Origin of the sequence: Klebsiella sp. CN_Kp066 (assembly GCF_040065135.1) — a bacterium.
GTDB lineage: Bacteria > Pseudomonadota > Gammaproteobacteria > Enterobacterales > Enterobacteriaceae > Klebsiella > Klebsiella oxytoca.
On sequence record NZ_JBEAIU010000056.1, the window covers coordinates 1 to 20,701 of the forward strand.

At 49.9% G+C, this 20,701-nt stretch carries 19 protein-coding genes and 1 tRNA gene; 8 read left to right on the forward strand and 12 right to left on the reverse strand.

Features of this window, described 5'->3' with window-relative positions; genetic code table 11:
• From ABLV75_RS23620 to ABLV75_RS23640, 5 genes are all read right to left on the reverse strand, one after another.
• Window positions 1-574, reverse strand: a 574-nt coding sequence (locus tag ABLV75_RS23620; protein WP_348855182.1) for a FimD/PapC N-terminal domain-containing protein, incomplete at its 3' end; no start/stop codon positions are given.
• Window positions 575-646: 72 nt separating this feature from the next.
• Window positions 647-1,330, reverse strand: coding sequence for a fimbria/pilus periplasmic chaperone (locus ABLV75_RS23625; protein ID WP_176678797.1), 684 nt, complete (start codon window positions 1,328-1,330; stop codon window positions 647-649).
• A 76-nt stretch (window positions 1,331-1,406) separates the two neighbouring features.
• Window positions 1,407-1,946: a fimbrial protein gene (locus ABLV75_RS23630; protein ID WP_004103578.1), complete on the reverse strand. Its 540-nt coding sequence runs from the start codon at window positions 1,944-1,946 to the stop codon at window positions 1,407-1,409.
• A gap of 72 nt (window positions 1,947-2,018) precedes the next feature.
• A complete protein-coding gene (gene fimA, locus ABLV75_RS23635; RefSeq protein ID WP_004103576.1) occupies window positions 2,019-2,561 on the reverse strand; it encodes a type 1 fimbrial major subunit FimA in 543 nt (180 codons plus the stop codon).
• Window positions 2,562-2,600: 39 nt separating this feature from the next.
• Window positions 2,601-3,101 carry a LuxR C-terminal-related transcriptional regulator gene (locus tag ABLV75_RS23640; protein ID WP_016808355.1) on the reverse strand — a complete coding sequence of 167 codons (501 nt, stop codon included), beginning with the start codon at window positions 3,099-3,101 and terminating at the stop codon, window positions 2,601-2,603.
• An 800-nt stretch (window positions 3,102-3,901) separates the two neighbouring features.
• On the opposite strand from ABLV75_RS23640, the gene ABLV75_RS23645 reads away from it, so the two are divergent.
• Window positions 3,902-4,723, forward strand: a complete 822-nt coding sequence (locus ABLV75_RS23645) for a winged helix-turn-helix domain-containing protein (protein WP_004103573.1) — start codon at window positions 3,902-3,904, stop codon at window positions 4,721-4,723.
• Window positions 4,707-5,192, forward strand: a complete 486-nt coding sequence (locus tag ABLV75_RS23650) for a hypothetical protein (RefSeq protein WP_004103572.1) — start codon at window positions 4,707-4,709, stop codon at window positions 5,190-5,192. Before ABLV75_RS23645 ends, ABLV75_RS23650 begins: the two co-directional genes overlap by 17 nt.
• Before the next feature lie 156 nt (window positions 5,193-5,348).
• On the opposite strand, the gene ABLV75_RS23655 is transcribed toward ABLV75_RS23650, so the two are convergent.
• Window positions 5,349-5,424: transfer RNA gene (locus ABLV75_RS23655), tRNA-Asn, on the reverse strand.
• A gap of 330 nt (window positions 5,425-5,754) precedes the next feature.
• Here ABLV75_RS23655 and nac point away from each other — a divergent pair.
• The 3 genes from nac to ldtA all read left to right on the forward strand — a co-directional run bounded on the left by nac (window position 5,755) and on the right by ldtA (window position 8,731).
• Entirely contained in the window at window positions 5,755-6,672 is a 918-nt protein-coding gene (nac, locus tag ABLV75_RS23660) for a nitrogen assimilation transcriptional regulator NAC (RefSeq protein WP_004113879.1), read from the forward strand.
• Window positions 6,673-6,778: 106 nt separating this feature from the next.
• On the forward strand, window positions 6,779-7,729 hold the full coding sequence (gene cbl / locus ABLV75_RS23665; RefSeq protein WP_016808354.1) for an HTH-type transcriptional regulator Cbl: 951 nt from the start codon (window positions 6,779-6,781) through the stop codon (window positions 7,727-7,729).
• 78 nt (window positions 7,730-7,807) lie between these two features.
• Window positions 7,808-8,731 carry a L,D-transpeptidase gene (gene ldtA / locus ABLV75_RS23670; protein ID WP_004103567.1) on the forward strand — a complete coding sequence of 308 codons (924 nt, stop codon included), beginning with the start codon at window positions 7,808-7,810 and terminating at the stop codon, window positions 8,729-8,731.
• Between the two features lie 117 nt (window positions 8,732-8,848).
• On the opposite strand, the gene ABLV75_RS23675 is transcribed toward ldtA, so the two are convergent.
• Window positions 8,849-9,457, reverse strand: coding sequence for a glutathione S-transferase family protein (locus ABLV75_RS23675; protein ID WP_004103565.1), 609 nt, complete (start codon window positions 9,455-9,457; stop codon window positions 8,849-8,851).
• A gap of 176 nt (window positions 9,458-9,633) precedes the next feature.
• Between ABLV75_RS23675 and ABLV75_RS23680 the strand changes: the two genes are divergently transcribed.
• The 3 genes from ABLV75_RS23680 (at window position 9,634) to ABLV75_RS23690 (ending at window position 14,462) form a co-directional block, all read left to right on the forward strand.
• Entirely contained in the window at window positions 9,634-10,539 is a 906-nt protein-coding gene (locus ABLV75_RS23680; protein ID WP_004103563.1) for a LysR substrate-binding domain-containing protein, read from the forward strand.
• Between the two features lie 424 nt (window positions 10,540-10,963).
• Window positions 10,964-12,196 carry a multidrug effflux MFS transporter gene (locus tag ABLV75_RS23685; protein WP_004103561.1) on the forward strand — a complete coding sequence of 411 codons (1,233 nt, stop codon included), beginning with the start codon at window positions 10,964-10,966 and terminating at the stop codon, window positions 12,194-12,196.
• A gap of 4 nt (window positions 12,197-12,200) precedes the next feature.
• Window positions 12,201-14,462, forward strand: coding sequence for an excinuclease ABC subunit UvrA (locus tag ABLV75_RS23690; protein WP_032734315.1), 2,262 nt, complete (start codon window positions 12,201-12,203; stop codon window positions 14,460-14,462).
• 84 nt (window positions 14,463-14,546) lie between these two features.
• Here ABLV75_RS23690 and ABLV75_RS23695 read toward each other — a convergent pair whose 3' ends face one another.
• Genes ABLV75_RS23695 through ABLV75_RS23715 form a run of 5 tightly spaced genes read right to left on the reverse strand, consistent with a single transcriptional unit; the run spans window position 14,547 to window position 20,677 of the window.
• Window positions 14,547-16,064, reverse strand: coding sequence for a 4-hydroxyphenylacetate 3-hydroxylase N-terminal domain-containing protein (locus ABLV75_RS23695; protein WP_004103557.1), 1,518 nt, complete (start codon window positions 16,062-16,064; stop codon window positions 14,547-14,549).
• Window positions 16,065-16,102: 38 nt separating this feature from the next.
• A complete protein-coding gene (locus tag ABLV75_RS23700) occupies window positions 16,103-18,058 on the reverse strand; it encodes an anthranilate synthase family protein (RefSeq protein WP_227506359.1) in 1,956 nt (651 codons plus the stop codon).
• A 23-nt stretch (window positions 18,059-18,081) separates the two neighbouring features.
• Window positions 18,082-18,714, reverse strand: coding sequence for an isochorismatase family protein (locus ABLV75_RS23705; protein ID WP_032734313.1), 633 nt, complete (start codon window positions 18,712-18,714; stop codon window positions 18,082-18,084).
• 18 nt (window positions 18,715-18,732) lie between these two features.
• Window positions 18,733-19,518, reverse strand: a complete 786-nt coding sequence (locus ABLV75_RS23710; RefSeq protein WP_017145607.1) for an SDR family NAD(P)-dependent oxidoreductase — start codon at window positions 19,516-19,518, stop codon at window positions 18,733-18,735.
• On the reverse strand, window positions 19,508-20,677 hold the full coding sequence (locus ABLV75_RS23715) for a 3-deoxy-7-phosphoheptulonate synthase (protein ID WP_047720889.1): 1,170 nt from the start codon (window positions 20,675-20,677) through the stop codon (window positions 19,508-19,510). Before ABLV75_RS23715 ends, ABLV75_RS23710 begins: the two co-directional genes overlap by 11 nt.
• Window positions 20,678-20,701: the final 24 nt, after the last annotated feature.

Consider the following 20,701-nt stretch of genomic DNA (forward strand, 5'->3'; position numbering starts at 1 on the left):
TGTTGCCGGTGAAGTTGTAGTTCAGCAGCCCGGCGTTAATCCCGTGGTCCCAGAGCTCAGGCGGAATATAGCCGCGGGCGCGGTTGCCCATAAACGCCTGGGGTACGGTCAGGTACAGCCGCTGCTGCCCGGCATCAAAGCGGGTGGTGGCGTCTTTGATCATTTCGGTTAACGGTACGCAGGCATCTGCCGCCATCACATCGATACCGGCAATGGCGGACGTGTTGACGCCCATGCTGGCCAACTGTCCGCGCGTCAGGCAGGGTGCCAGTCCGTGGCCTTTTTCATCAACATTAAAGGTAATATCGCGGGTGGCCATATACCCGTCATTGAGGTAGATATCCGCGCGGTAGGTACCCGGCGGCAGCTCCTGGCCTTTTTCAAAACCGGACAGATCCGCCACGGCAGCGGGATCGTCCGCTAAAAAACGTGGGTTGAAATAGAGTTCTGCCTGCGCGTAAAAAGCCGGTGAGGCCAGCAAAAGGGCAAGGGGGATCTGCGCAAATGCGCGAGCAGCTCCTGGAGTAACACGCCGGGAGCCCAGGTGGTCGAGTCCATATTTCAGATGTGACATAGTCCCTCCGGTCCAAAGTCGCCCGGCTGTCAGTTCTTATTTTTATTTCCGGGAGAATGGGTCTCCCGTCAGTTATTGGGTAGCGCCCTTCATCCGCGGAGTCAGCGCGCCGTAGTCGTTAATCGTCCGGTATGTAATCTCGCGACCCGCATCGGCGGGTAATTTAACGCTGGCTTCACCCATCGGCGGAACCAGCGCATTTTTCAGCACCCGGGTACCGGCGTTGAGTTCGGTGACCGTCAGGTAGTAGGGAGTGGGGTTGATCAGCGTAAGCGTGCCTGCGCCGCGGCGGAACTTCAGCTTTTCCGCAGCCTGATCCGGCGGCAGCGCCAGCTTTGCCGGACGGTAATAGAGCTTGATGCGGCTGATGATCGCCAGCTGGAGAGTGTTGTCGCTGAGCTTTGATTTATCCATCGACGGGATCGCTTTGACGTTCATCCAGAACAGCGTTTCCCGATCCTGCGGCAGCTGGTTGCTGGTGGCATCAATGATGCGCAGGGTATTCTCTTTTTTTCCCTGCATGGCGAACAGCGGCGGGGTGATGACAAAGCGACCGTCCTTCGCGCCATCGGCATTCTCCACCCATGACTGAATCAAATAAGTGCTCTTTTCGTCGTTGTTGGTGACCGCCAGCTGAACCTGCTTTTGCCCGGCAGGATAGATGACGCGGGTCGCTCCCAGCGCCACGCCGGCCTGGGCCTGAGCGCTAAAACCGCTGGTGGCGAGCAGTAATAGAGCCGCCAGTAAACCGCGCATCCCGCGCCGGGTAGCCAGTGTGTTTTTCATGCTTATCTCTTTCTTTTTCAAAATTATTTCCTGTTACCGGCGCTGATTACTGGTAGGTCAGGGAGAACCATGCCTGAGCGTTGGCCGCTCCCCCGGTCACCTGATTCCCGGTGGCTCGATATTTAGCGACAAAATGCAGGGTGGTCGGGCCGGTGTGCAGCGGCGACCAGCTTCCTGGCGGCGCATTGAGCGGGATCTGGCTGCCGGTTTTATCAAACAGAGCAACGCCCACGCCGGTCGCTATCCCCGGTCCTTCGCCCACCGATAGCACGTCCGGGTTTTTACCATCGGCAACGCCGTAAAACGCCACGCCAACGCGCTGGCTGACGGCGGTGCTGCACTCCTGCAGGTGGATATCGAAGGGGACGGGGTTAGTGTCTTCCCCGGCCGAATGAAACCGATTGCTGCTGATTTGTCCCATATTGACCGTCATCTGGCGGTCGCCCGCTTCAACGCGGCACGACTCGGCAATAACTATCCCCTGAAAGCGCATGTTTCCGCCGGGCAGCATAACGTTCCACTGGTTACCGGCCAGCGCCAGCGGCGGGAGCAGGAATATCAACAGACCTGACTTCATCCTTTGCATCGTTATTACCCTCAGTCTTTTTCGGATAACGGGCCTTCCTGGCCCGACGTGCCTCCCTGCCTGATGAAGAAATTACTCGTACTGCACTTTAAAGGTGGCGTCCGCGTTAGCGGTACCGGCAGTCGCGACGCCTGTTGCAAAGTAGCGTGCCTGGAATGGGATGACGTTGGTACCATTGCTAAGCGTGGTTTGTGCGCCGAAAGACGCGCCATCCAGCGCCAGCGGGGTGCCGGTACGGTCAAGGATCTGTACGCCGACGTTAGTCGCGCCGCCTGCGGCAGAACCCTGCAGGGCCAGTACCGTTGGGTTTGTACTGTTAATCGCCGTGCCAGCAAAAGCGATCGCGGCCTTCTCGGAAACGGTGATATCGCAATCATTCAGTTGGATGTTGAAGCCAACAGGAGAGCTGGTGCTACCCGCGGTGGCAAGTTTCGCTGAGCGCACCTGGCCTAACTGCACGGTTTGATCGAGAGAACCGGCATCAACTGCGCAGGCCGCATTAACCACTTCCCCTTTAAAATGCACCGTACCGCCGTTCACCGTAACGGTATCGGCCAGAGCCGCAGCAGAACTCAGGGACAATGCTGAAATAACGATAAGTGCTAATTTGTTCATGGTAAAACTCCTGTTTATGAATAATCCTGAAGCTATGCTTCACTTGAAAAGACATTTATTGTTGAAAAATAATTTTTGAAACGTAATCCTATTTTTACAGCCTAATTTATTCATCAGGTTGCGGCGATGCGTATAAATAGTCTTAAGTTTCACGCCAAACTCTTCTGCGATCTCCTGGTTGCTTTCCCCTCTGCTTAACATGCTTAACATCTGCTTTTCACGCAGACTTAGCCGGAATTTAGTATGGTAATTTCCTGAGGTCTCTTTCTTTAAAAAGAAATTCAGGATACTTCGGGTATTACTTTTCTTATCAAGTACGGTTATTTTTTCAAATAGTTCGGACTTATAAAAAGCCAGGTCGCTGGATGCAAAGGCGACAATGTTCTTATTCGAGAAGTAAATCCACTCCGAACCCGTAAGATCGTTGGAGTCGAGATCTATAATCAAAAAGAAATTGTCAATAAATTCTTCTCCAAGCAGTTCAATCAGGCCCAGAGTAAAATATTTATCCTTAGATAAAATATTAGTTGATAGAGTCATATCTGAACGCGATCTCATCCTTGGGTTGACCTTTAACTCAACGTTAATAAAACCATTCAGCGAATTAAGAGTAATCTAACATTGCCCACCTCAATGAGGCATGTGGTCGATGCTCTAAAAGAGATAAAGGCTGTAGATATAGGTTTGTTGTGTTTTATTATTCGAGTTTTTGCTGTTTGTTTGGTGTTTAATTTTATGTGTTGCATACAAAATAGATTTTTATAAATTAAAAATGATAGGGTGTGCTTATCGTTAAACCCTGAACAATAGTCACACTCTTTGTATTGGAATTTTCTTAGGGAATATTCCTTGAGTAAACGCGATGATTTTTATCTTTAGCGTATCCGGTTTTTTTTAATTACTGAAAATATCCCGACAAGAGACTCGGGAAGTGACCACTCCCACTAAATCCAGAACTTTAATCATGAGGGTGATAATATCATCGTAGATAATTTCATACGTCATGAAATTAATTACGCGAAGTTATCATTCCATTAGCCTTTAAATTTCTCTTTTCTACACCTCCGGAGCATTTTCAGCTCAGATTTCACGAAACCCCACTCACTCGATACGGTTATTTCTGCGTTCAGTTAATACTGATAAGCCAGGCGCACCGCTGGTTTCGATGAGAGCTATAGTACCATTGTGATTTATTTTAGTTATATGTATTCTGTTTTATCGATTTTTAGGAGCTATAATTTAATTTACAAGTAAAATACCGTTATATACAGCATAAAATGCTATGTGTGCAGATGTTTTGCGGACGGTGTGCGGCTGAGGATAATTTGTAAGGCTAGTTTATGATGTACAAAATTCAAGGGACGATCTATTTCAGAAGTGATGACGGCCTGATGTGGCTTGATGAGGATGCATCCGTCACGCTAACAGCAACCACCAGTCGCCTGCTTAAGTTCCTTTTAGACCACAGAGAGCATGTGATTTACAGGAATGAGATACTTGAAAAAGTGTGGGACGCACATGGGCTGCGGACGTCCAGTCATAGCCTCAATAAGTATATTTCAGATCTGAGAGCCGTTTTCAGAAACCTGGGCTGCACCGAGGAGATTATCGTTACCGTTCCGCGGGTGGGTTTTATGATATCTGCAGCCATTGTTATTGAAAGAATGGATTATCCTGCTCTCGCGGTAAATGACGAAAGCGAAGGAGAAGGGGCGGTTGTCGGTCGGGGCATCGGTTCAAATGAGGAGAGCGAGACATATTCTGCGGGGAGGGTTAAAAAGGCCCGCTATGCACTACTTGCGCTGTGCGCGTTAGTCATGCTTTTTCTGAGCATTCAAGGCGAACTGTATCGCCCACTCTTTGCCGCAGACGAGGATGAAATCTATTCTCTGGGGAGCGTCGATTCATGCCCGGTCAGAACTTTTAACGTAATACCTCAAGAGCAGAAGCCAAAGATGATGGCCCTGGCTCAGAAGCTTATTAAGAAACAAGGAATGCTGTGCTCAGGCAATAGCGTTTTTTACTTTAATGTATCAGAATCTGTATTAAAAGCCTCTGAAGCAAGAGTATTTTTAGCCCACTGCATTAACTCAAAAGTTAAGAAAGATGATTGGTATTCATGTGAAAATTATTACAGGCCAGATTATGAAATACCAGGATAAAATCAGGACCAAAAGCATTTACATACTCTTTCTGGTGTTGGTGATAGGGTTGATTTTTCTCTGGCTGGTAGGGCATCTTTATCGCAAAGACGACTTTGATTGCTCAGCCAACCTGAGAATTGAATCAACTTCATTTGCCTTTGATGCAAAATTTAAAACCTTCTTGCTTATGCGGGAAAATAATACCGGCTATTTTGATGTATCCGGGAAGGTGCTAGTCGATGACGTGAAGTACAACGTCGAAAGGGCGTACCATTTCAACTATGAAAAGAAAGCGAATAATATTTATCACCTAACCAATACCACAGTCTCTAAGAGAAAGGCCGACACCATGATCGAGGGTATGATGCAAAAAGTCTTTTTTAGTCCCGATCCGGATTCAGGACGCTATATCAAGATACAAAGAATGAAAAACGCCTGGATCGTTCAAAGTCTGTATTCCCCTTCGTTTATCTGTGTAACCAATTGAAGATAAAGGTTTTTAGATCATGGTGTTGTTGCCAGGGGAGTGACGCTCTCCTCGTATGCGATCCGCGCTAAGGCGCTTTTATATTAAAGAAGGCCGTTTCTCTGTCAGATATCTCAGAAAGCAAAAAGCCTGCTTCAAAAGCAGGCTTCTTAAATCTGGCTCCTCTGACTGGACTCGAACCAGTGACATACGGATTAACAGTCCGCCGTTCTACCGACTGAACTACAGAGGAATCGTGTGAACGGGGCGCATATTAACGATGCCCTTCCGCCTTGTCAAAGGGTGAATCGGCTAAGGTCGTTTGTTTGCTGACAATTTCAACAGAGTGCCCGTTTTTTCTGCATCATGCCGCGTCGTGCACCGTTGCAGTGCATTTATACCCCTAATGGGGCATACCGCAATCCGCTGACCGGGCAAAAAAATCGCGCTTTGCTATCACTATCCCTTATTACGCGGCTTACAGCGGCGTTTAGCTCTCCGGCCAAAAGCTGGCAAGCAAATTGCAAAACCTTCTGCATCTAAACGGCCAGTGTTGGTACTGGTGTTCCTTACAGGAGGCAAAATGAACTTAAGACGACTGAAGTATTTCGTAAAAATCGTCGATATCGGCAGTCTGACCCAGGCCGCTGAAGTCTTGCACATCGCACAACCGGCGCTGAGCCAGCAGGTTGCGACCCTGGAAGGCGAGCTGGACCAGCAGTTGTTGATTCGCACCAAACGCGGCGTCACGCCGACCGAAGCGGGCAAGATCTTGTATACCCACGCCCGTACTATTCTGCGCCAGTGCGAGCAGGCGCAGCTGGCGGTAAATAATGTCGGTCAAACGCTAAGCGGCCAGGTATCGATTGGCCTGGCCCCGGGCACGGCGGCTTCGGCCATCACTATGCCGCTGCTGCAAACGGTGCGTAACGAGCTGCCGGAAGTGATGGTCTATCTCCAGGAAAGTAGCGGAACCCTCCTCAACGATAAGCTTATCGACGGTCAGCTGGATATGGCCGTACTTTATGAACGTTCCCCGGTTGCCGGGATCATCAGCCAGCCGTTGCTAAAAGAAGATCTCTACCTGGTCGGTACCCGGGATTGTCCGGGGCAGAGCGTGGATCTGACGGCGGTCGCGGAGATGAATCTGTTCTTGCCGCGCGATTACAGCGCCGTTCGCGCAAGGGTGACCGAAGCCTTCACCCTGCGTCGCTTATCGGCCAAAATTATCGGTGAAATTGAATCCATTACCACCCTGACGGCAGCCATTGCCAGCGGCATGGGCGTCACCGTTCTGCCGGAGTCCGCCGCCCGTTCGTTGTGCAGCGCGGCCAACGGCTGGATGGCGCGCATCAGCACGCCGTCAATGAGCCTGTCGCTGTCGCTCAATATGTCGGCTCGCGGCAGTCTGTCGCCGCAGGCGCAGGCGGTGAAGGAGATCCTGATGTCGCTGGTGAGTCGCCCGTCGCTGGAAAATCGTGAATTACAGTTAGTCAGTTGAGCTATATTCCTGAATGGAATAAGTTGCTGGTTTTTATTATTTGTTAGCAAGGACAACAGACTTTAACAATAGAGCATATGTTATGTCTGATAGCCCGGAGGAAAGGGTGAACTTCCAGCAGCTCAAAATTATTCGTGAAGCGGCCCGTCAGGATTACAACCTGACGGAAGTCGCCAATATGCTCTATACATCGCAGTCGGGCGTTAGCCGCCATATTCGTGAACTGGAAGAAGAGCTGGGGATCGAGATTTTTATCCGCCGCGGCAAACGTCTGCTGGGGATGACCGAGCCGGGCAAAGCGTTGCTGTCGATTGCCGAGCGTATCCTCAATGAAGCCAGCAACGTTCGTCGCCTGGCGGACCTGTTTACCAACGATGCCTCCGGCGTCTTAACCATCGCCACTACGCATACCCAGGCGCGCTATAGTCTGCCGCCGGTGATTAAAGCCTTCCGTGAACTCTTTTCTGATGTCCGTCTTGAACTGGTGCAGGGAACGCCGCAGGAAATTGAAACGCTGCTGCATAACGGCGGCGCGGATATTGGTATCGCCAGCGAGCGTCTGAGCAACGATCCGACGCTGGTGGCTTTTCCCTGGTTCCGCTGGCACCACAGTCTGCTGGTTCCCAAAGATCATCCTCTGACCCAGGTGACGCCGTTGACCCTCGAGGCGATTGCCCGTTGGCCGCTCATCACCTATCGCCAGGGCATAACCGGCCGTTCACGCATCGATGAAGCCTTTAACCGTAAAGGGTTGATGCCGGATATCGTATTGAGCGCACAGGACTCAGACGTCATCAAAACCTACGTTGAGCTGGGGCTGGGCGTGGGGCTGGTGGCGGAACAGTCGGGAGATGAGCGGGAGTCTGATACCTTTACGCGTCTTGATACCCGCCATCTGTTCGATGCCAATACCGTCTGGCTGGGCCTGAAGCGCGGACAGCTGCAGCGAAATTACGTCTGGCGTTTTATTGAACTCTGTAATGCAGGCCTGTCGCTGGAGGAGATTAAACGCCAGGCGATGGAGCCGGAAGAGGCGGCGATCGATTATCAAATTTAGCAGGATGATAAATCAGATATGACATAGCAAACGAAGCTATAATTCATTCACGATAATCGCCACAGAGGAAGGGAAATTGTGCGGCGCGTGAAACTGCTTTGTTCTTTTATTATGCTTCTCACCAGCCAGAGCGCTCTGGCGGTGAGCTACCCGCTGCCGCCGGAAGGAAGCCGTTTGGTAGGCAGCCCGTTGACCATCACGATTCCGCAGAACAATACCCAGCCGCTTGAGGCCTTTGCCGCTCAGTACGGCCAGGGCCTGAGCAATATGCTGGAGGCCAACCCGGGCGTCGATGTGTTCCTGCCGAAATCGGGCACCACGCTGGTGGTGCCGCAGCAGCTTATCCTGCCCGCCACGGTTCGCAACGGCATTGTGATCAACGTTGCTGAAATGCGCCTTTACTACTATCCGCCTGAAGGCACAACGGTCGAGGTTCTGCCGATTGGTATTGGCCAGGCAGGGCGCGAAACCCCGCGTAACTGGGTGACCGCCGTTGAGCGTAAGCAGGAGGCGCCAACCTGGACGCCAACCGCCAATACTCGCCGGGAATATGCCAGCCGGGGCGAAAGTCTGCCGGCATTTGTGCCGGCCGGGCCGGATAACCCGATGGGACTGTACGCCATTTATATCGGCAGGCTGTACGCCATTCATGGCACCAACGCCAATTTCGGCATTGGCCTGCGGGTGAGCCAGGGCTGCATTCGCTTGCGCAATGACGACATCAAGTACCTGTTTGATACCGTTCCGGTAGGCACGCGGGTGCAGATTATCGATCAGCCGGTGAAATATACCGCCGAGCCGGACGGTAGCCGCTGGGTTGAAGTTCATGAGCCGCTGTCGCGAAACCGCGCGGAGTATGAATCGGACCGCAAGGTACCGCTTCCCGTCACGCCGGCGATGCAGGCTTTTGTGAAGGGCGAGGGCGTTGATGTGAATCGCGCCGGGCAAGCGCTTGAACGCCGCTCCGGTATGCCGGTGGAGATTGGCCGTTCAGCGTTGTAAGCCGGCAGCGGCTGGTCGCCTTTTCCTGCAAACTCGCAGCAACAGAACGCGCCCGTGGTTTTCGGGCGCCATCGGTTGTCGTGAATAGCGCTCTTTATTATTCCGCTTTAACTCATCTCAGCGATAGGGATGTTTTTTAAACGCAGCATGATTTTCAAATAATTCGGCAAGCGACTGAATGTGACGAAACTCTTGCGCATCAACAATATCGGGGATCCTGGCCTGAATAAAGGTCCAGATAACCGTACTTGTCACGGCAACCTGATCGGGGTCCGTAGCAATCGGACGATCTTCCAGTAGCGTATTCCATTCCCTGCAGGCCGCTAGCAGTTGACGGGTAATGCGCTCTATCCACGGATGATGCTGTTTTTCCGTCGGGCGAAGATGATGTTCATACACATTTTGCACCGCCTTCTCACCCGCGGCGAGCATAAAGCCCAGTACCTGCAGGTCTCTTGCCAGCGCATCCGCAGCGATCGGCAGGAGTTTTCGCTCCCTGGCAGCCTGTGCTTCGAAATAGTCCAGTATCAGCGATGAATCCATCAGACGTATTCCGTTATCCAGCACCAACGTCGGCGCTTTGACCGCAGGGTTGATCTGCGAAAACGCGTCAAAGCTGCTGAATACCGACAGCGGATGGCTTTCAAACTCGACGCCGTAAAGTTCAAGAGAAATCGCCACGCGCCTTACATAAGGCGAGTCCATCATGCCAATAAGCTTATTCATGATTCCTGTTTTCCTGTGCTGGTGAAATATGCTGGGGTTAACGCTTCGTTACTGACGATGAAAAGACAGTACAGTAAATTCATTCAGGCGAATATCTTCAGTATCTTACGGGTTAGGTTAGTATTACTGACAGGTTATGGGCCACCTTTTAAGCGTCACGGTGAGGGAGTAGTAACATGGCGGATTTTCCCCCGATTGCGAGTTTACGTAGTTTTGAAGCCGTGGCTCGTCTTGGCAGCGTTACGCTGGCGGCGAAAGAACTACACGTTACGCACTCAGCTATCAGTCAGCAGATTAAAGTGCTGGAGGAGAGGGTCGGCTTAAAGCTGTTTATTCGTCACGGTCGCGGCCTGCAGATTAATGAAGAGGGACGACTCTACGCCTTGCAGGTACGCGAGGCCCTTAACCATATCGCTGACGCCACCCGACTGGTGCAGGTAAAGCCCCGCAGACAGGAGCTGACGATAGCGGTGGTACCCTCTTTTGGAGGCCACTGGCTTTTGCCTCGTCTTGAGCGGTTTCGGGCGAAATACCCTCAAATCACGCTGCGAATACAGGCAAACCTGGCGGTCACTCATCTCCAGCAGGAAGGGGCAGATTTGGCCATCCGCATGGGAAAAGGGGACTGGGAAGGCACGGAGAGTCATTATCTTTTCTCCGATGAGCTTATCGTTGTGGCTGCTCCATCTTATAACGGCGGTGAGCTACCCCGTACGCCGTCAGAGATAGCGCAGAGCAAGATTATCTTTTCCATGGAATCGTGGAAAACCTGGTGTATCAAGGCTGGGCTTGAAAGAGAGATTGTGCCCGGTGGGCTATGCATAAACGACTCAAATCTGGTGCTGGAGGCCGTCCGGCTCGGTAAAGGTGTTGCGCTGGAACGCCGCTCTTTAGTCCAGGATGCTATTGCCCGGGGAGAGCTGGAACAGCTTACCCCTTTCACCGCGCCTTATCCGTGGCCTTACTGGCTGGTCTCATCGCAAGTTGCAGAAAAGAAAAACGAAGCTGTGCTTTTTAAGGACTGGCTTAGTGAGGAGGTTGTTGCCTGGCGTCAGCAAACGGCAACGGTAGAAGAGAGATAAGAGACGTTTTTTGGTAAACAGTGAAGGTGAGTGTTTTTCTGACGGCTCCCGCAACATTATTCCGCGTAAGTGAGCTTTCACCTTCAGCTGCGCACAGCGCTACCCTTCCGGATGTATGACACTCCAGGACCTCGATCATTATGAACTATGTCGTGGTTATCTGTTCCTTGCTCAAAAGCGCTCCTGATAACGAAAAAAGTTATTGATATCGCGACTTTCAATAATTTACATCTGAATGAGTGTAATATGCATTATATGTCTTTTTGGTAATTAAATTTGAAAACAGACAATGATTATTTGTTTATCTTATTGTTTTTTATAGATTTAAATTTATAAGTCATAAGTTTTGATTTCTTTTTTGCAATTACTTTTGCTGGTGGTATAGTTATTACAGACCACAGATGGTAAAAGGATTACGCTCATCATGCGACCGAAAGAAGTTCAGGCATCGGCAGTCAGTACGATGTTCAGAGATGAAAGTAGAGGTTTGCTTTCCAGTAAAGTCGTTATTGTTCTGGGTTTACTTAGCGCCGTTGCTGCATTATCCACTGATATGTACTTGCCTTTATTTCCAGCTATCGCCAGCGATCTGCATACGACGCCTGACAAAGTTCAGCTTAGCATCACCGCTTTTATGGTGGGCTTAGGTATTGGGCAGCTGTTTATTGGACCATTATCCGATCATTACGGCAGACGTAAATTATTGCTGGGCGGGATGGCCCTATTAACCATCGCTTCATTAGCTGGCGCTATATCTACGAACATTCAGCTGCTCATTGTTACACGGTTCTTTCAGGGACTGGGAGGAGCGGCTGGTATCGTTCTTTCCCGAGCAATTATTTCTGATCTGTGCCCGGGGACCAAAGCCGCTCGATATTTTAATCTGGTGCTAGCGATACAGGGGATCGCCCCTGTTATTGCACCATTACTTGGAGGAGTGGCTGCATGGTTTATCTGGCCGGTAGTTTTTGTTTTTATGGCTACAATATCATTAGTTTCCACTCTGCTCAGTAGTCATTTTATTAGCGAAACCTTACCCCGTCATCAGCGATTACCTTTCAATCTGAATGAGTTTATCAGTCAGTTTATCGAGTTGCTAAGCAATAAGAAATATATTGGTTATATTCTAATTTTTTCAATCCAGTTTGGGGCGCTATTTGCTTATATATCAGCATCACCATTTATCTATCAATCGACGTTCGATTTATCCTCAGGAAAGTTCGCTGTAATATTCTCTATCAACGCCGGAGCCATGATGTTTGGTAGTATAGTCAGCGCTCGCTATGTTATGAAATTTGGTGAAGATAACCTCATAACCATGGGGGTGATAAGCACGCTGGTGATATCTATATTGCTTTGTATCGTTGACAATATTTCTCATTTCCAGTTTGAGATCGCGGCGGTACTACTGTTAATGATGATGTTTACTATGGCTTTGACATTTGGCAATGCCGCGAGTATGGCCATGGCGGCATCCTCTCACTTAAAGGGAACGGGTTCTGCTATTTTAGGGGCTTTTCAGTTTGGTATCGCTGCGATAACCCCGTCACTGCTTGGATTTGGAGACCCGTTGTCACTACTGCCGATGTCGCTGATTATCGCGGGATGTTGTTTAATTGCCATCATGGCATTGTTATTGACAGGTAAAAAAGGATAGTGTGATGAAAACCCATGACGCTATAAAAATCATTGGTGCAAGGCAAAATAATTTGCAAGATATTGATGTAGAGGTCCCTAAAAATAAAATAACAGTTTTTACCGGTGTTTCCGGATCGGGAAAAAGTTCTTTAGTATTCGGAACTATAGCGGCGGAATCTCAGCGACAGTTAAATGACACGTTTCCACCTTTTATTCGCCATCGCTTACCACATTATGGTAATCCTGAAGTCGATGAAATTGAAAACCTGTCGGTGGCCATTATTATTGACCAAAAACGTATTGGTGGCAACGCACGTTCGACGGTGGGCACCGCATCAGATATTTATACCCTACTACGGCTACTCTTTTCTCGTGTCGGCGAACCTTTCGTAGGTTATTCGAATGTTTTTTCATTCAATCATCCTGCGGGGATGTGTGCGACATGCGACGGGTTGGGCATTGCCAGTACTATTGATATCAACCATCTGATTGATTCAAATCTGTCGTTAAATGAAGGAGCTATTCGTTATCCTTCTTTTGCGCCAGGCTCATGGCGCTGGAAACGTTATGTTTATTCAGGACTTTTTGATGCCGATAAAAAAATCGCGGATTATTCAAAAGAGGAGCGAGAATTATTACTTTATGCGGATAATCTCACTCCTGAAGCGCCGTTAGCCGGTTGGCCTAAGAGTGCAAAGTTTGAAGGCGTCATTACGCGCTTTACGCGAAGTTATTTAAAACAAGAAACTAAAGATACTAAAACTGAGGAATTTCAGCGCGTCGTTAGTTTGCAGGTTTGCCCTTCTTGTCAGGGGATGAGGCTTAACGAGGAAATACTTTCCTGCCGGATTAGAGGGAAAAATATTGGCGAATGCGCAACGCTGCCTGTCACAGAGTTAAAGCTGTTTGTAGAAAAGCTCGATTATCCTGAAGTCAGGCCGCTGATCGAAGCATTGCTGGAAAGGCTGGATGCCATGTGTGCAGTAGGCTTGGGATATCTGGATTTGAACCGTACGACCCCTAGCTTATCGGGCGGTGAGTCCCAGCGGTTGAAAATGGTCCGACATCTGGGAAGTAGTCTGACCGGGATCGTTTATATAATTGATGAACCCAGCACCGGCCTGCATCCAGCAGATATAGTGAAATTGAATGTTTTAATTGGAAAACTACGCGACAAAGGCAATACCATTCTGATGGTGGAGCACGACCCGGACATGATAGCGATAGCCGAGCATGTTATTGATTTAGGGCCAGGAGCGGGTAAGCAAGGCGGGAATATTGTCTTTGAGGGCGACCTGTCGGCACTTAAGCAATCCCAAACCTTGACGGGTCGATATTTCTCTTCACGGGCAGAGATAAATAAGAAACCGAGATGTGCCAAAGGTTATATTTCGGTAAGAAACGCCACATTGCATAATCTGCATAACTTATCGGTAGACGTGCCTTTAAGCGTTATGGTTGCTGTGACGGGAGTCGCTGGATCGGGCAAAAGTTCATTCGTTATGGGGGCCCTGGCGCCACAATGTCCGGAGGCGATCGTTATCGATCAAAAACCGATACATACCTCAATTCGATCGCATATTGCTTCCTGGTGCGGTGCATTTGATACGATCCGTTCGCTGTTTGCCGAAAAAAACCATGTGTCAGCGTCGTGGTTTAGCGCTAACGCCAAAGGGGCTTGTCCGGAATGTAATGGGCGAGGGGTAATACAAACCGATCTGGCATTTATGGATACGGTTACGTTGCCATGTGAGGCCTGCCAGGGGCAGCGCTATAACCCACAAGCGCTGAAATATCGTTATCAGGGAAAAAGTATTGCTGAGGTATTATCCCTGTCGATTAATGATGCCGGCGAATTTTTCCTGAATGAGCCACAGCTCAGGCCAATTTTTCGTAGCCTGGTCGAAGTCGGGTTGGGATATTTACGCTTGGGTGAATCGTTAAATCATCTTTCAGGCGGTGAATGCCAGCGGCTGAAGTTAGCGTCACAATTAAATCATGATAGTGACATGTATATTTTCGATGAGCCAACCACGGGTCTTCATCCCAGTGATGTGGCCTCGCTGTTGAAACTATTTAACCGACTGGTAGCGCGCGGAAACACCGTCATTATTATTGAACATAATATGGAGTTGATCGCTCAGGCTGACTGGATTATTGATATTGGACCTTATGCCGGGCAAGAAGGGGGGGAATTATTGTTTAGCGGTACACCCGAATCGATGCTGGCCTGTCGCCATTCATTAACCGCAGAATGGTTGCGCAAACATTGCCGGATAGAGTGAGAAATGGTGGTCGGGACAGCCAGTAGAGACTGGCAATAATGTGATGCATGCCCATTATTATACTGATGTATTGTCCCGTTAATCTTATTCGTCTAAAGGCCAGTGGTAATCGCGATCCAGCCAGCCATCCAGGTCATAATCCATCATACATTGTTCGGCGAAACCTTTATATTCTTGTACCTGCCCCGACATCTGTGCGGCGAGTAACAGCTCGATACGAACATTTTCATGACTACCGGTATAATTTCGTTCATAGAGTTCGTGTCTGCTGGCGAATTCTGTTCCTACGGAGTCCCAGATTAGCTTCATGAGCTTGACGCGTTCAACGGCATCCATTCCGTTGGAGCCCCGCATATATTTTTTCAGATAAGGTTCCAGTTCCGGCGCAGCGAAATCTTTGGCATGCGAATTGATATAAATAAGCGCGCTGCCAAGATCTTGTTCAATAATTTCTTTGATCCGTGGATAGCCGAGACTCATAAACCAACGGTAGGCTAAACCATAATCCAGGTTAGGCAGGAGGGCGCCGTTGTGCCAGGGGTTCGGCGATTTAGCCATAGCATCACTTATGGCCCAGAAGAGGTTGCGCCAGGCCAGCATTTCCCCGACGCGCGTCTGTATGCCGCGGAAATCGGCTACGCCGGTGGCTTCCACGCCTTTAATGAATAAACCACAAATAAAATCAATTTTTACCGCCAGACGCGTCACTCCGTGGAAGGTTGAGCGGTGCAGGAAGCCAGAACTGGGTAAAAACGTGGCCGCTTTAGCGGTATCGCCGTAAATAAAAATGTTTTCCCAGGGAATCTTCACCTTATCCAGAATGAAGATCATGTCATTCTCGTCATAGCGTGAGGATAGTGGATAGTCAAAAGGACTGCCGACCTTTTCGGCGGCTAAGGAGTAAGAGGGGCGGCAAACCAGCTTCAGTCCTGGGGCATTCATGGGTAATGTGCATACCAGGGCAAATTCTCTTTTTTTGACAGGTAAACCGTAATGCGCGATGAAATTGTAATGCGTCAAAGCTGAGCCGGTAGCAACCACCTTGGCACCGCTAACAATTACGCCATCATCACACTCTTTTTCGACGTGAATGCAGATATCTTCAATCTGGTCGGGCGGGAGATTGCGGTCGATAGGGGGGTTAATGATGGCATGATTCCAGTAAAGTAGCTCCTCTTGCGAACGTTTGTACCAGTGCCTGGCGTTATCCGTATATTCGCCGTAGGCCTCGGGATTGGCGCCCAGAGTCGTAAGAAACGACGCTTTGAAATCAGGGCTTCTTCCCAACCAGCCATAGCTAAGCCGTGCCCACTGCGCGATTGCGTCGCGATCGCGTATCAGATCCTCAACAGAATGAGGAACGCGGAAGAACGGATGGGTGACACCACCGCTGCCGGTATCACAAGGCGTGGTTAATATAGCCTGATACTTTTCGTCATGGAGCGCGTCGTATAATTTAGCTATGGACAGTGCTGAATTGCGAAACGCTGGATGTGTAATAACATTGTCCACCTTTTCACCATAAGCCCATATTTCTCGCCCATCATTTAGACCCGCTAAAAAGTCATTACCGGTAGGTAATGATACTGATTTATTTTCCATGTCAGCTCTCTCCGAATGTCGGTTTTCAACACTTCCTTTTAAACGGCATCTTGTTGGCTAAGAGTTGCCGTTGTTGTTAAGGCGTTCTGTATCAGCCATTGATAAATAGAAAATGCGTCTTGCGTCAGGAATGATTCGTTATGAAATTGTATGGAGGCAACATTGCCTGACGATAATGCGACAATTTCACCGGAAGGAAGTCGCTCCAGCTGGACTGTTTTGTCATGCTCCGGGCTGTACCAGCATGGCCGCTGATGTAGTGCGGAGAAACTGTTATAGAAACCAACGGTATGAGGTTTTCCCTGAATGGATATCTGATGTTGGCTACCCTGACGGTTATTGACCAGCCGCTCGATCGGAATGCCTAATTCGGCGCAAATTAACTGATGTCCCAGACAAGTTCCGATTAGCGGACGCTGCTCCCGGAGCCGTTGCGCAATAATTTTTCGGCCCACGCGTATTTTTTCGAGTTGTATATTGGTTGGATCGCCAGGCCCGGGACCAATGAATACGATGTCGCGATCGGTGAGTTGCGTTAGCTTGCTCGGACAGTCATACCAGGGAATGAGGGTGACGGCGCAACCCGCGCTGCGTAACTGATAGGCAATCATGGCGGTGAAGTTGTCCTCCATGTCGATCAGTGTGATGGCATGATGAGAGAGTAGAGTGCGCGGGCCCAATTGCGAGTTATCCAGCCAAAAGGCGGAGGCGCGTGCATTCCGTTGTGCCAGTATCTGGTCAGCCCGATGGCAAAGTTCTGCAGACAATCCTGTCCGGTTTGGCGTCCCGGCGCCTGGTTCAGAGAAGAACGAATGCATTAGCCCTTGTAATTTGGCGCGTGTTTCACCGGCTTCACTTTGCGCGATGGAACTTCTGACGATGGTTGAACCCGCCGTAAGCCGAAAATGTCCCTGAGCGGAAATATCGGCCGTGCGGATCATGATGGCCGAGTCCAGATAGCGTTTACCTTCTTGCGCACCCGTTATAGCAACGATGCCGCTGTAATAACCGCGTCCGCGGCGTTCTCGCCGGGCGATAACTTTACAGGCGCTTTCTATTGGGCTGCCGGTCACTGTTGGCGCAAATAGCGATTGCCTGATGATTTCTTTCAGACTGCGATCTGATTTGCCATGGATAAAATATTCGGTATGCGCGATGTGCGACATAGCCTTGAGCTTCGGCCCGGATACCTGAATATCACGCTGACAGATGCTACTCATCATTTTGAGTTCTTCATCTACCACCATAAATAGTTCGTCGCGCTCTTTTTTATCCTGCAGAAAATCATCCAGCACGTGCGCCATATTCCCGGTATCGGGGTATTTTAATGTGCCGCTGATAGGATTCATCGCCACGTTCTGCTCATCAACCTGGATATGCTGTTCAGGCGTACTACCCATGAAATAGCGGCTGCCGGTAAAGATCATCCATGTCCAGTATGATCCGCATTCCGATTGCAGCAGCCGTTTGTACAGCGTCAGCGCGTGGCGGATACTAAAGTCGGTTATATCGCCCTCCAGGCTGCGTGAAATCACAAAGTTGCTGCCTTCCCCGGAGCTGATTTCCTGATCAATCACGGTATCAACAATGTCGCCATACGTTTGGTCATCAAGATCGAAGTGCAGGTTTCGTGGCTTGATATCATGGTCATTAATGGCTGCGATAAATGAATCTATAGGATAATAGTCTTGCCGCTCAATGTGCATTACGATCGTCTGTTCACCATCGTCAATGCAGGCATATCCTTTCTCTTTCAGCTGATTAAATGGCAATAATATCAATTTGTTAAATGAGCATTTGCCCGTCGCGTCCAGGGGAGGATCCAGCGCTAATTCTGAAAGGGACTGGCTTAGCTCAATATCCCCTTCAAGAAACAATACTGCGTTGATAGGTTCGCATTGGGGGCGGTAAATACAGGCAAAGGGTCTATCAAGATTGGCCAGATGAGCCGAAAGCTCGTCGGGATTTGCTGAATCTTTAGATAACATCATCATCTCCTGAAGTGCCGTGAGGATCTTTAATGTTCCAATGCGTCGATAGCTTGTCGGGTTGACAGCACGACTGAGCTGGTTTCCGCAGCTAGCTCAAGCGCTAGACGATGCTTTTCTTCGGTGAAATCGGCGAGCGCATCGGCAATAAAAAATGTCTCGATATCATTGGAATAGGCCTCTTGCGCTGTGCACAAACAACCGATATGGGCGTAAACGCCGCAGACGATCAGCTGATCGCATTTGAGTTCGTGCAAAGTACTCAGAAGAGGAGAGTTAAAGAAGGCGCTGTAACGCCACTTCGTTAATACCCACTCATTTTCCAGAGGCGTCAACGGAGGAACAATCTGTTTATGTTCCTGGCTGCCGTTCATGCCTGAACCCCATAGACTGTGCAGCAAGCCGCGCTGTTGTGGCGTCATGTCGCCGGGTTGGGCAGTATAAAATACTGGAATATGCAGACGTCGGGCGACGCTAAGCAAGCGGTAGATGTTGTCGATGACCTGCGCTATCGGCGAGGCGTCAGCAGTGTAAAAATCGAGAAAATAACGCTGCATATCATGTATGAGTAGCGCCGCTCTTGAACTGTTGGGTCGCCAGTCTGCAATTGATTTGGGTAATTGACGTTCTGTCGGCAATGGATAGGGCCGTATCTTTTCCATGTTATTCTCCTTGTACGCTTAGCAGCTGCCGAGTGCGGCACCACCGTCGACCAATAACGTTGATAGCGTGGTTTGCCCTGATTCTTCGCACAGGTAAAAGCAGACCGCGGCAGCAATTTCTTCCGCCGTAGCGACTTTGTTGAGTGGAATACCAATGCGAAATTGTTGTGGGTTACCGTTGAGCGTGTTTTGCTTGTCACTTTCGCTATGCCACATGCCGCGCAGCATCGGCGTATCGGTTGAGCCGGGAGCGACAACATTACAACGGATCCCATACGGAGCGACCTCCAGCCCCAGAGCATAGGTAAATGCCTGGGCAGCGGCTTTTGAAGCGCAGTAGGCGGCCATCGTCGCCCGCGGCACGCGCGCTGCATTTGAGGCGATAGTTACGATGCTGCCTTTACGCTGAGCCATCATCAGATTGGCCGCATGGCGGCTGGTGTTAAATACGCCAGTCGCGTTGACGGCAAATGTTTTCGCCCAATCCTGAGGTTGTGTTTCGGCCACGCTGGCGTGGCACAGTACGCCGGCGCCGTTGACCAGATACCCTACCGGGCCCAGTTGATGACCGACTGCGGTAAAGGCCTCTGCTACGCAGCGGTCGTCGGCAACGTCTACAGTAAAGCCTGCAATGGGCTGCGGATGGTTATCTTGTAGTGTGGCTACAAGGGTTGCCAGCTGAGTGGCGTTATTATCAAGAAGCGCTAGTGACAGCCCTTCTTTCGCCAGCGCGTGGGCAACGGATTCGCCAATGCCACCGCATGCGCCGGTAATAACGGCAATATAATCTTTATCAAAAGTCATGTTGTCCCTCTTTCCAGTGAGTTAATAACATCTGCGTTTGCGCTACGTTCAGGCGTGGGTCGCAGAGAATTTGCTTAAGTTCATGTTCTTCAGGGTGATTATTTTCACTGAAGCATTCGATGACCGGGTTCGGCGTTGCTTCCAGATGGAGTCCTGCGGCGCAGGCGTTATGTGATTTCACCTGCCTCAGGAAACCGGAGATTTCAGCCATCATGTCGCTAAGCTCGCGGCGTTTATTGCCCGCCCGTGTTTTCCCGGTATTCCCATGCATTGGATCGCACATCCATAACACCGGCGTTTCGGTTGCTTGCGCGGCCTGAATCAACGCGCCCAACCGATGAATGTGTGAACGGCCAAAACGCGAAATAAAAGTCAGACGCCCAGGAATACGCTGAGGATTGAGCTGTCGGCAAAGTGACGCGATGAACGATGGCGTTACGCTGGCGTCAATCTTGCAGGCAACAGGGTTGGCGATATTCGCCAGCATGGCGATATGTGGGCTGTCAGGCGCAAGAGTACGAATGCCTATCCAGGGCCAATGGGTGCTGGCTAAGTATGATTCTCCGTAGGGATTAGTGCGGATTTGAGTGGTTTCATAGTCCAGCAACAGCGCTTCATGGCTGGTCCAAATGTGATGAATATCGCGGGGATATTCCCGTTCGTAACGTTTAATTTCGGCCAGCGTTTCCGCAGCAGCACGATAGCTCAGCAGCATCCGTTGCGGATCGTTACGCCTGGCTTCTGGTGTCGCTTCGGGCCGGTTGACTGAATCACCGCGCCACACGGGAAGTACCCTGTCGCCATCGACTTCGTTTTGTTGCGAGCGGGGTTTAGCATATTGACCGGCAATTCTACCTACCGTCAATATCGGCAGCCCCGTCAGTGTTGAGAATTCGCGGGACATTTGCTCAAGGAAGATCAATTTTTTCCGTACATGTAACGCGCCAGATTCGCAAATTCTTTCAGCGCAGTCGCCGGCCTGAAATATCATTGTTTTTCCTGCATAAACGGCGGCTAATGCTTTCTTGAGTTCACTTATTTCTGCAAAACTTAATAATTCTGGAAGATTGTCTAATTCACTTTTGACCAGGGCAAGCATGTCCTTATCGCTCCAGAACGGCTGTTGCCAGTTGGACTTATTGCCAGGAAATGATGTCATTTCTAATCTCTCACTCGAAATTTA

Bases quoted from the DNA above. Each gene is read 5' to 3' on its own strand.
- ABLV75_RS23625 (WP_176678797.1), bottom strand. From the start codon at position 1,330: ATGCGCGGTTTACTGGCGGCTCTATTACTGCTCGCCACCAGCGGTTTT.
- ABLV75_RS23630 (WP_004103578.1), bottom strand. From the start codon at position 1,946: ATGCAAAGGATGAAGTCAGGTCTGTTGATATTCCTGCTCCCGCCGCTG.
- fimA (WP_004103576.1), bottom strand. From the start codon at position 2,561: ATGAACAAATTAGCACTTATCGTTATTTCAGCATTGTCCCTGAGTTCT.
- ABLV75_RS23640 (WP_016808355.1), bottom strand. From the start codon at position 3,101: ATGACTCTATCAACTAATATTTTATCTAAGGATAAATATTTTACTCTG.
- ABLV75_RS23645 (WP_004103573.1), top strand. From the start codon at position 3,902: ATGATGTACAAAATTCAAGGGACGATCTATTTCAGAAGTGATGACGGC.
- ABLV75_RS23650 (WP_004103572.1), top strand. From the start codon at position 4,707: ATGAAATACCAGGATAAAATCAGGACCAAAAGCATTTACATACTCTTT.
- nac (WP_004113879.1), top strand. From the start codon at position 5,755: ATGAACTTAAGACGACTGAAGTATTTCGTAAAAATCGTCGATATCGGC.
- ABLV75_RS23675 (WP_004103565.1), bottom strand. From the start codon at position 9,457: ATGAATAAGCTTATTGGCATGATGGACTCGCCTTATGTAAGGCGCGTG.
- ABLV75_RS23680 (WP_004103563.1), top strand. From the start codon at position 9,634: ATGGCGGATTTTCCCCCGATTGCGAGTTTACGTAGTTTTGAAGCCGTG.
- ABLV75_RS23685 (WP_004103561.1), top strand. From the start codon at position 10,964: ATGCGACCGAAAGAAGTTCAGGCATCGGCAGTCAGTACGATGTTCAGA.
- ABLV75_RS23690 (WP_032734315.1), top strand. From the start codon at position 12,201: ATGAAAACCCATGACGCTATAAAAATCATTGGTGCAAGGCAAAATAAT.
- ABLV75_RS23695 (WP_004103557.1), bottom strand. From the start codon at position 16,064: ATGGAAAATAAATCAGTATCATTACCTACCGGTAATGACTTTTTAGCG.
- ABLV75_RS23700 (WP_227506359.1), bottom strand. From the start codon at position 18,058: ATGATGATGTTATCTAAAGATTCAGCAAATCCCGACGAGCTTTCGGCT.
- ABLV75_RS23705 (WP_032734313.1), bottom strand. From the start codon at position 18,714: ATGGAAAAGATACGGCCCTATCCATTGCCGACAGAACGTCAATTACCC.
- ABLV75_RS23710 (WP_017145607.1), bottom strand. From the start codon at position 19,518: ATGACTTTTGATAAAGATTATATTGCCGTTATTACCGGCGCATGCGGT.
- ABLV75_RS23715 (WP_047720889.1), bottom strand. From the start codon at position 20,677: ATGACATCATTTCCTGGCAATAAGTCCAACTGGCAACAGCCGTTCTGG.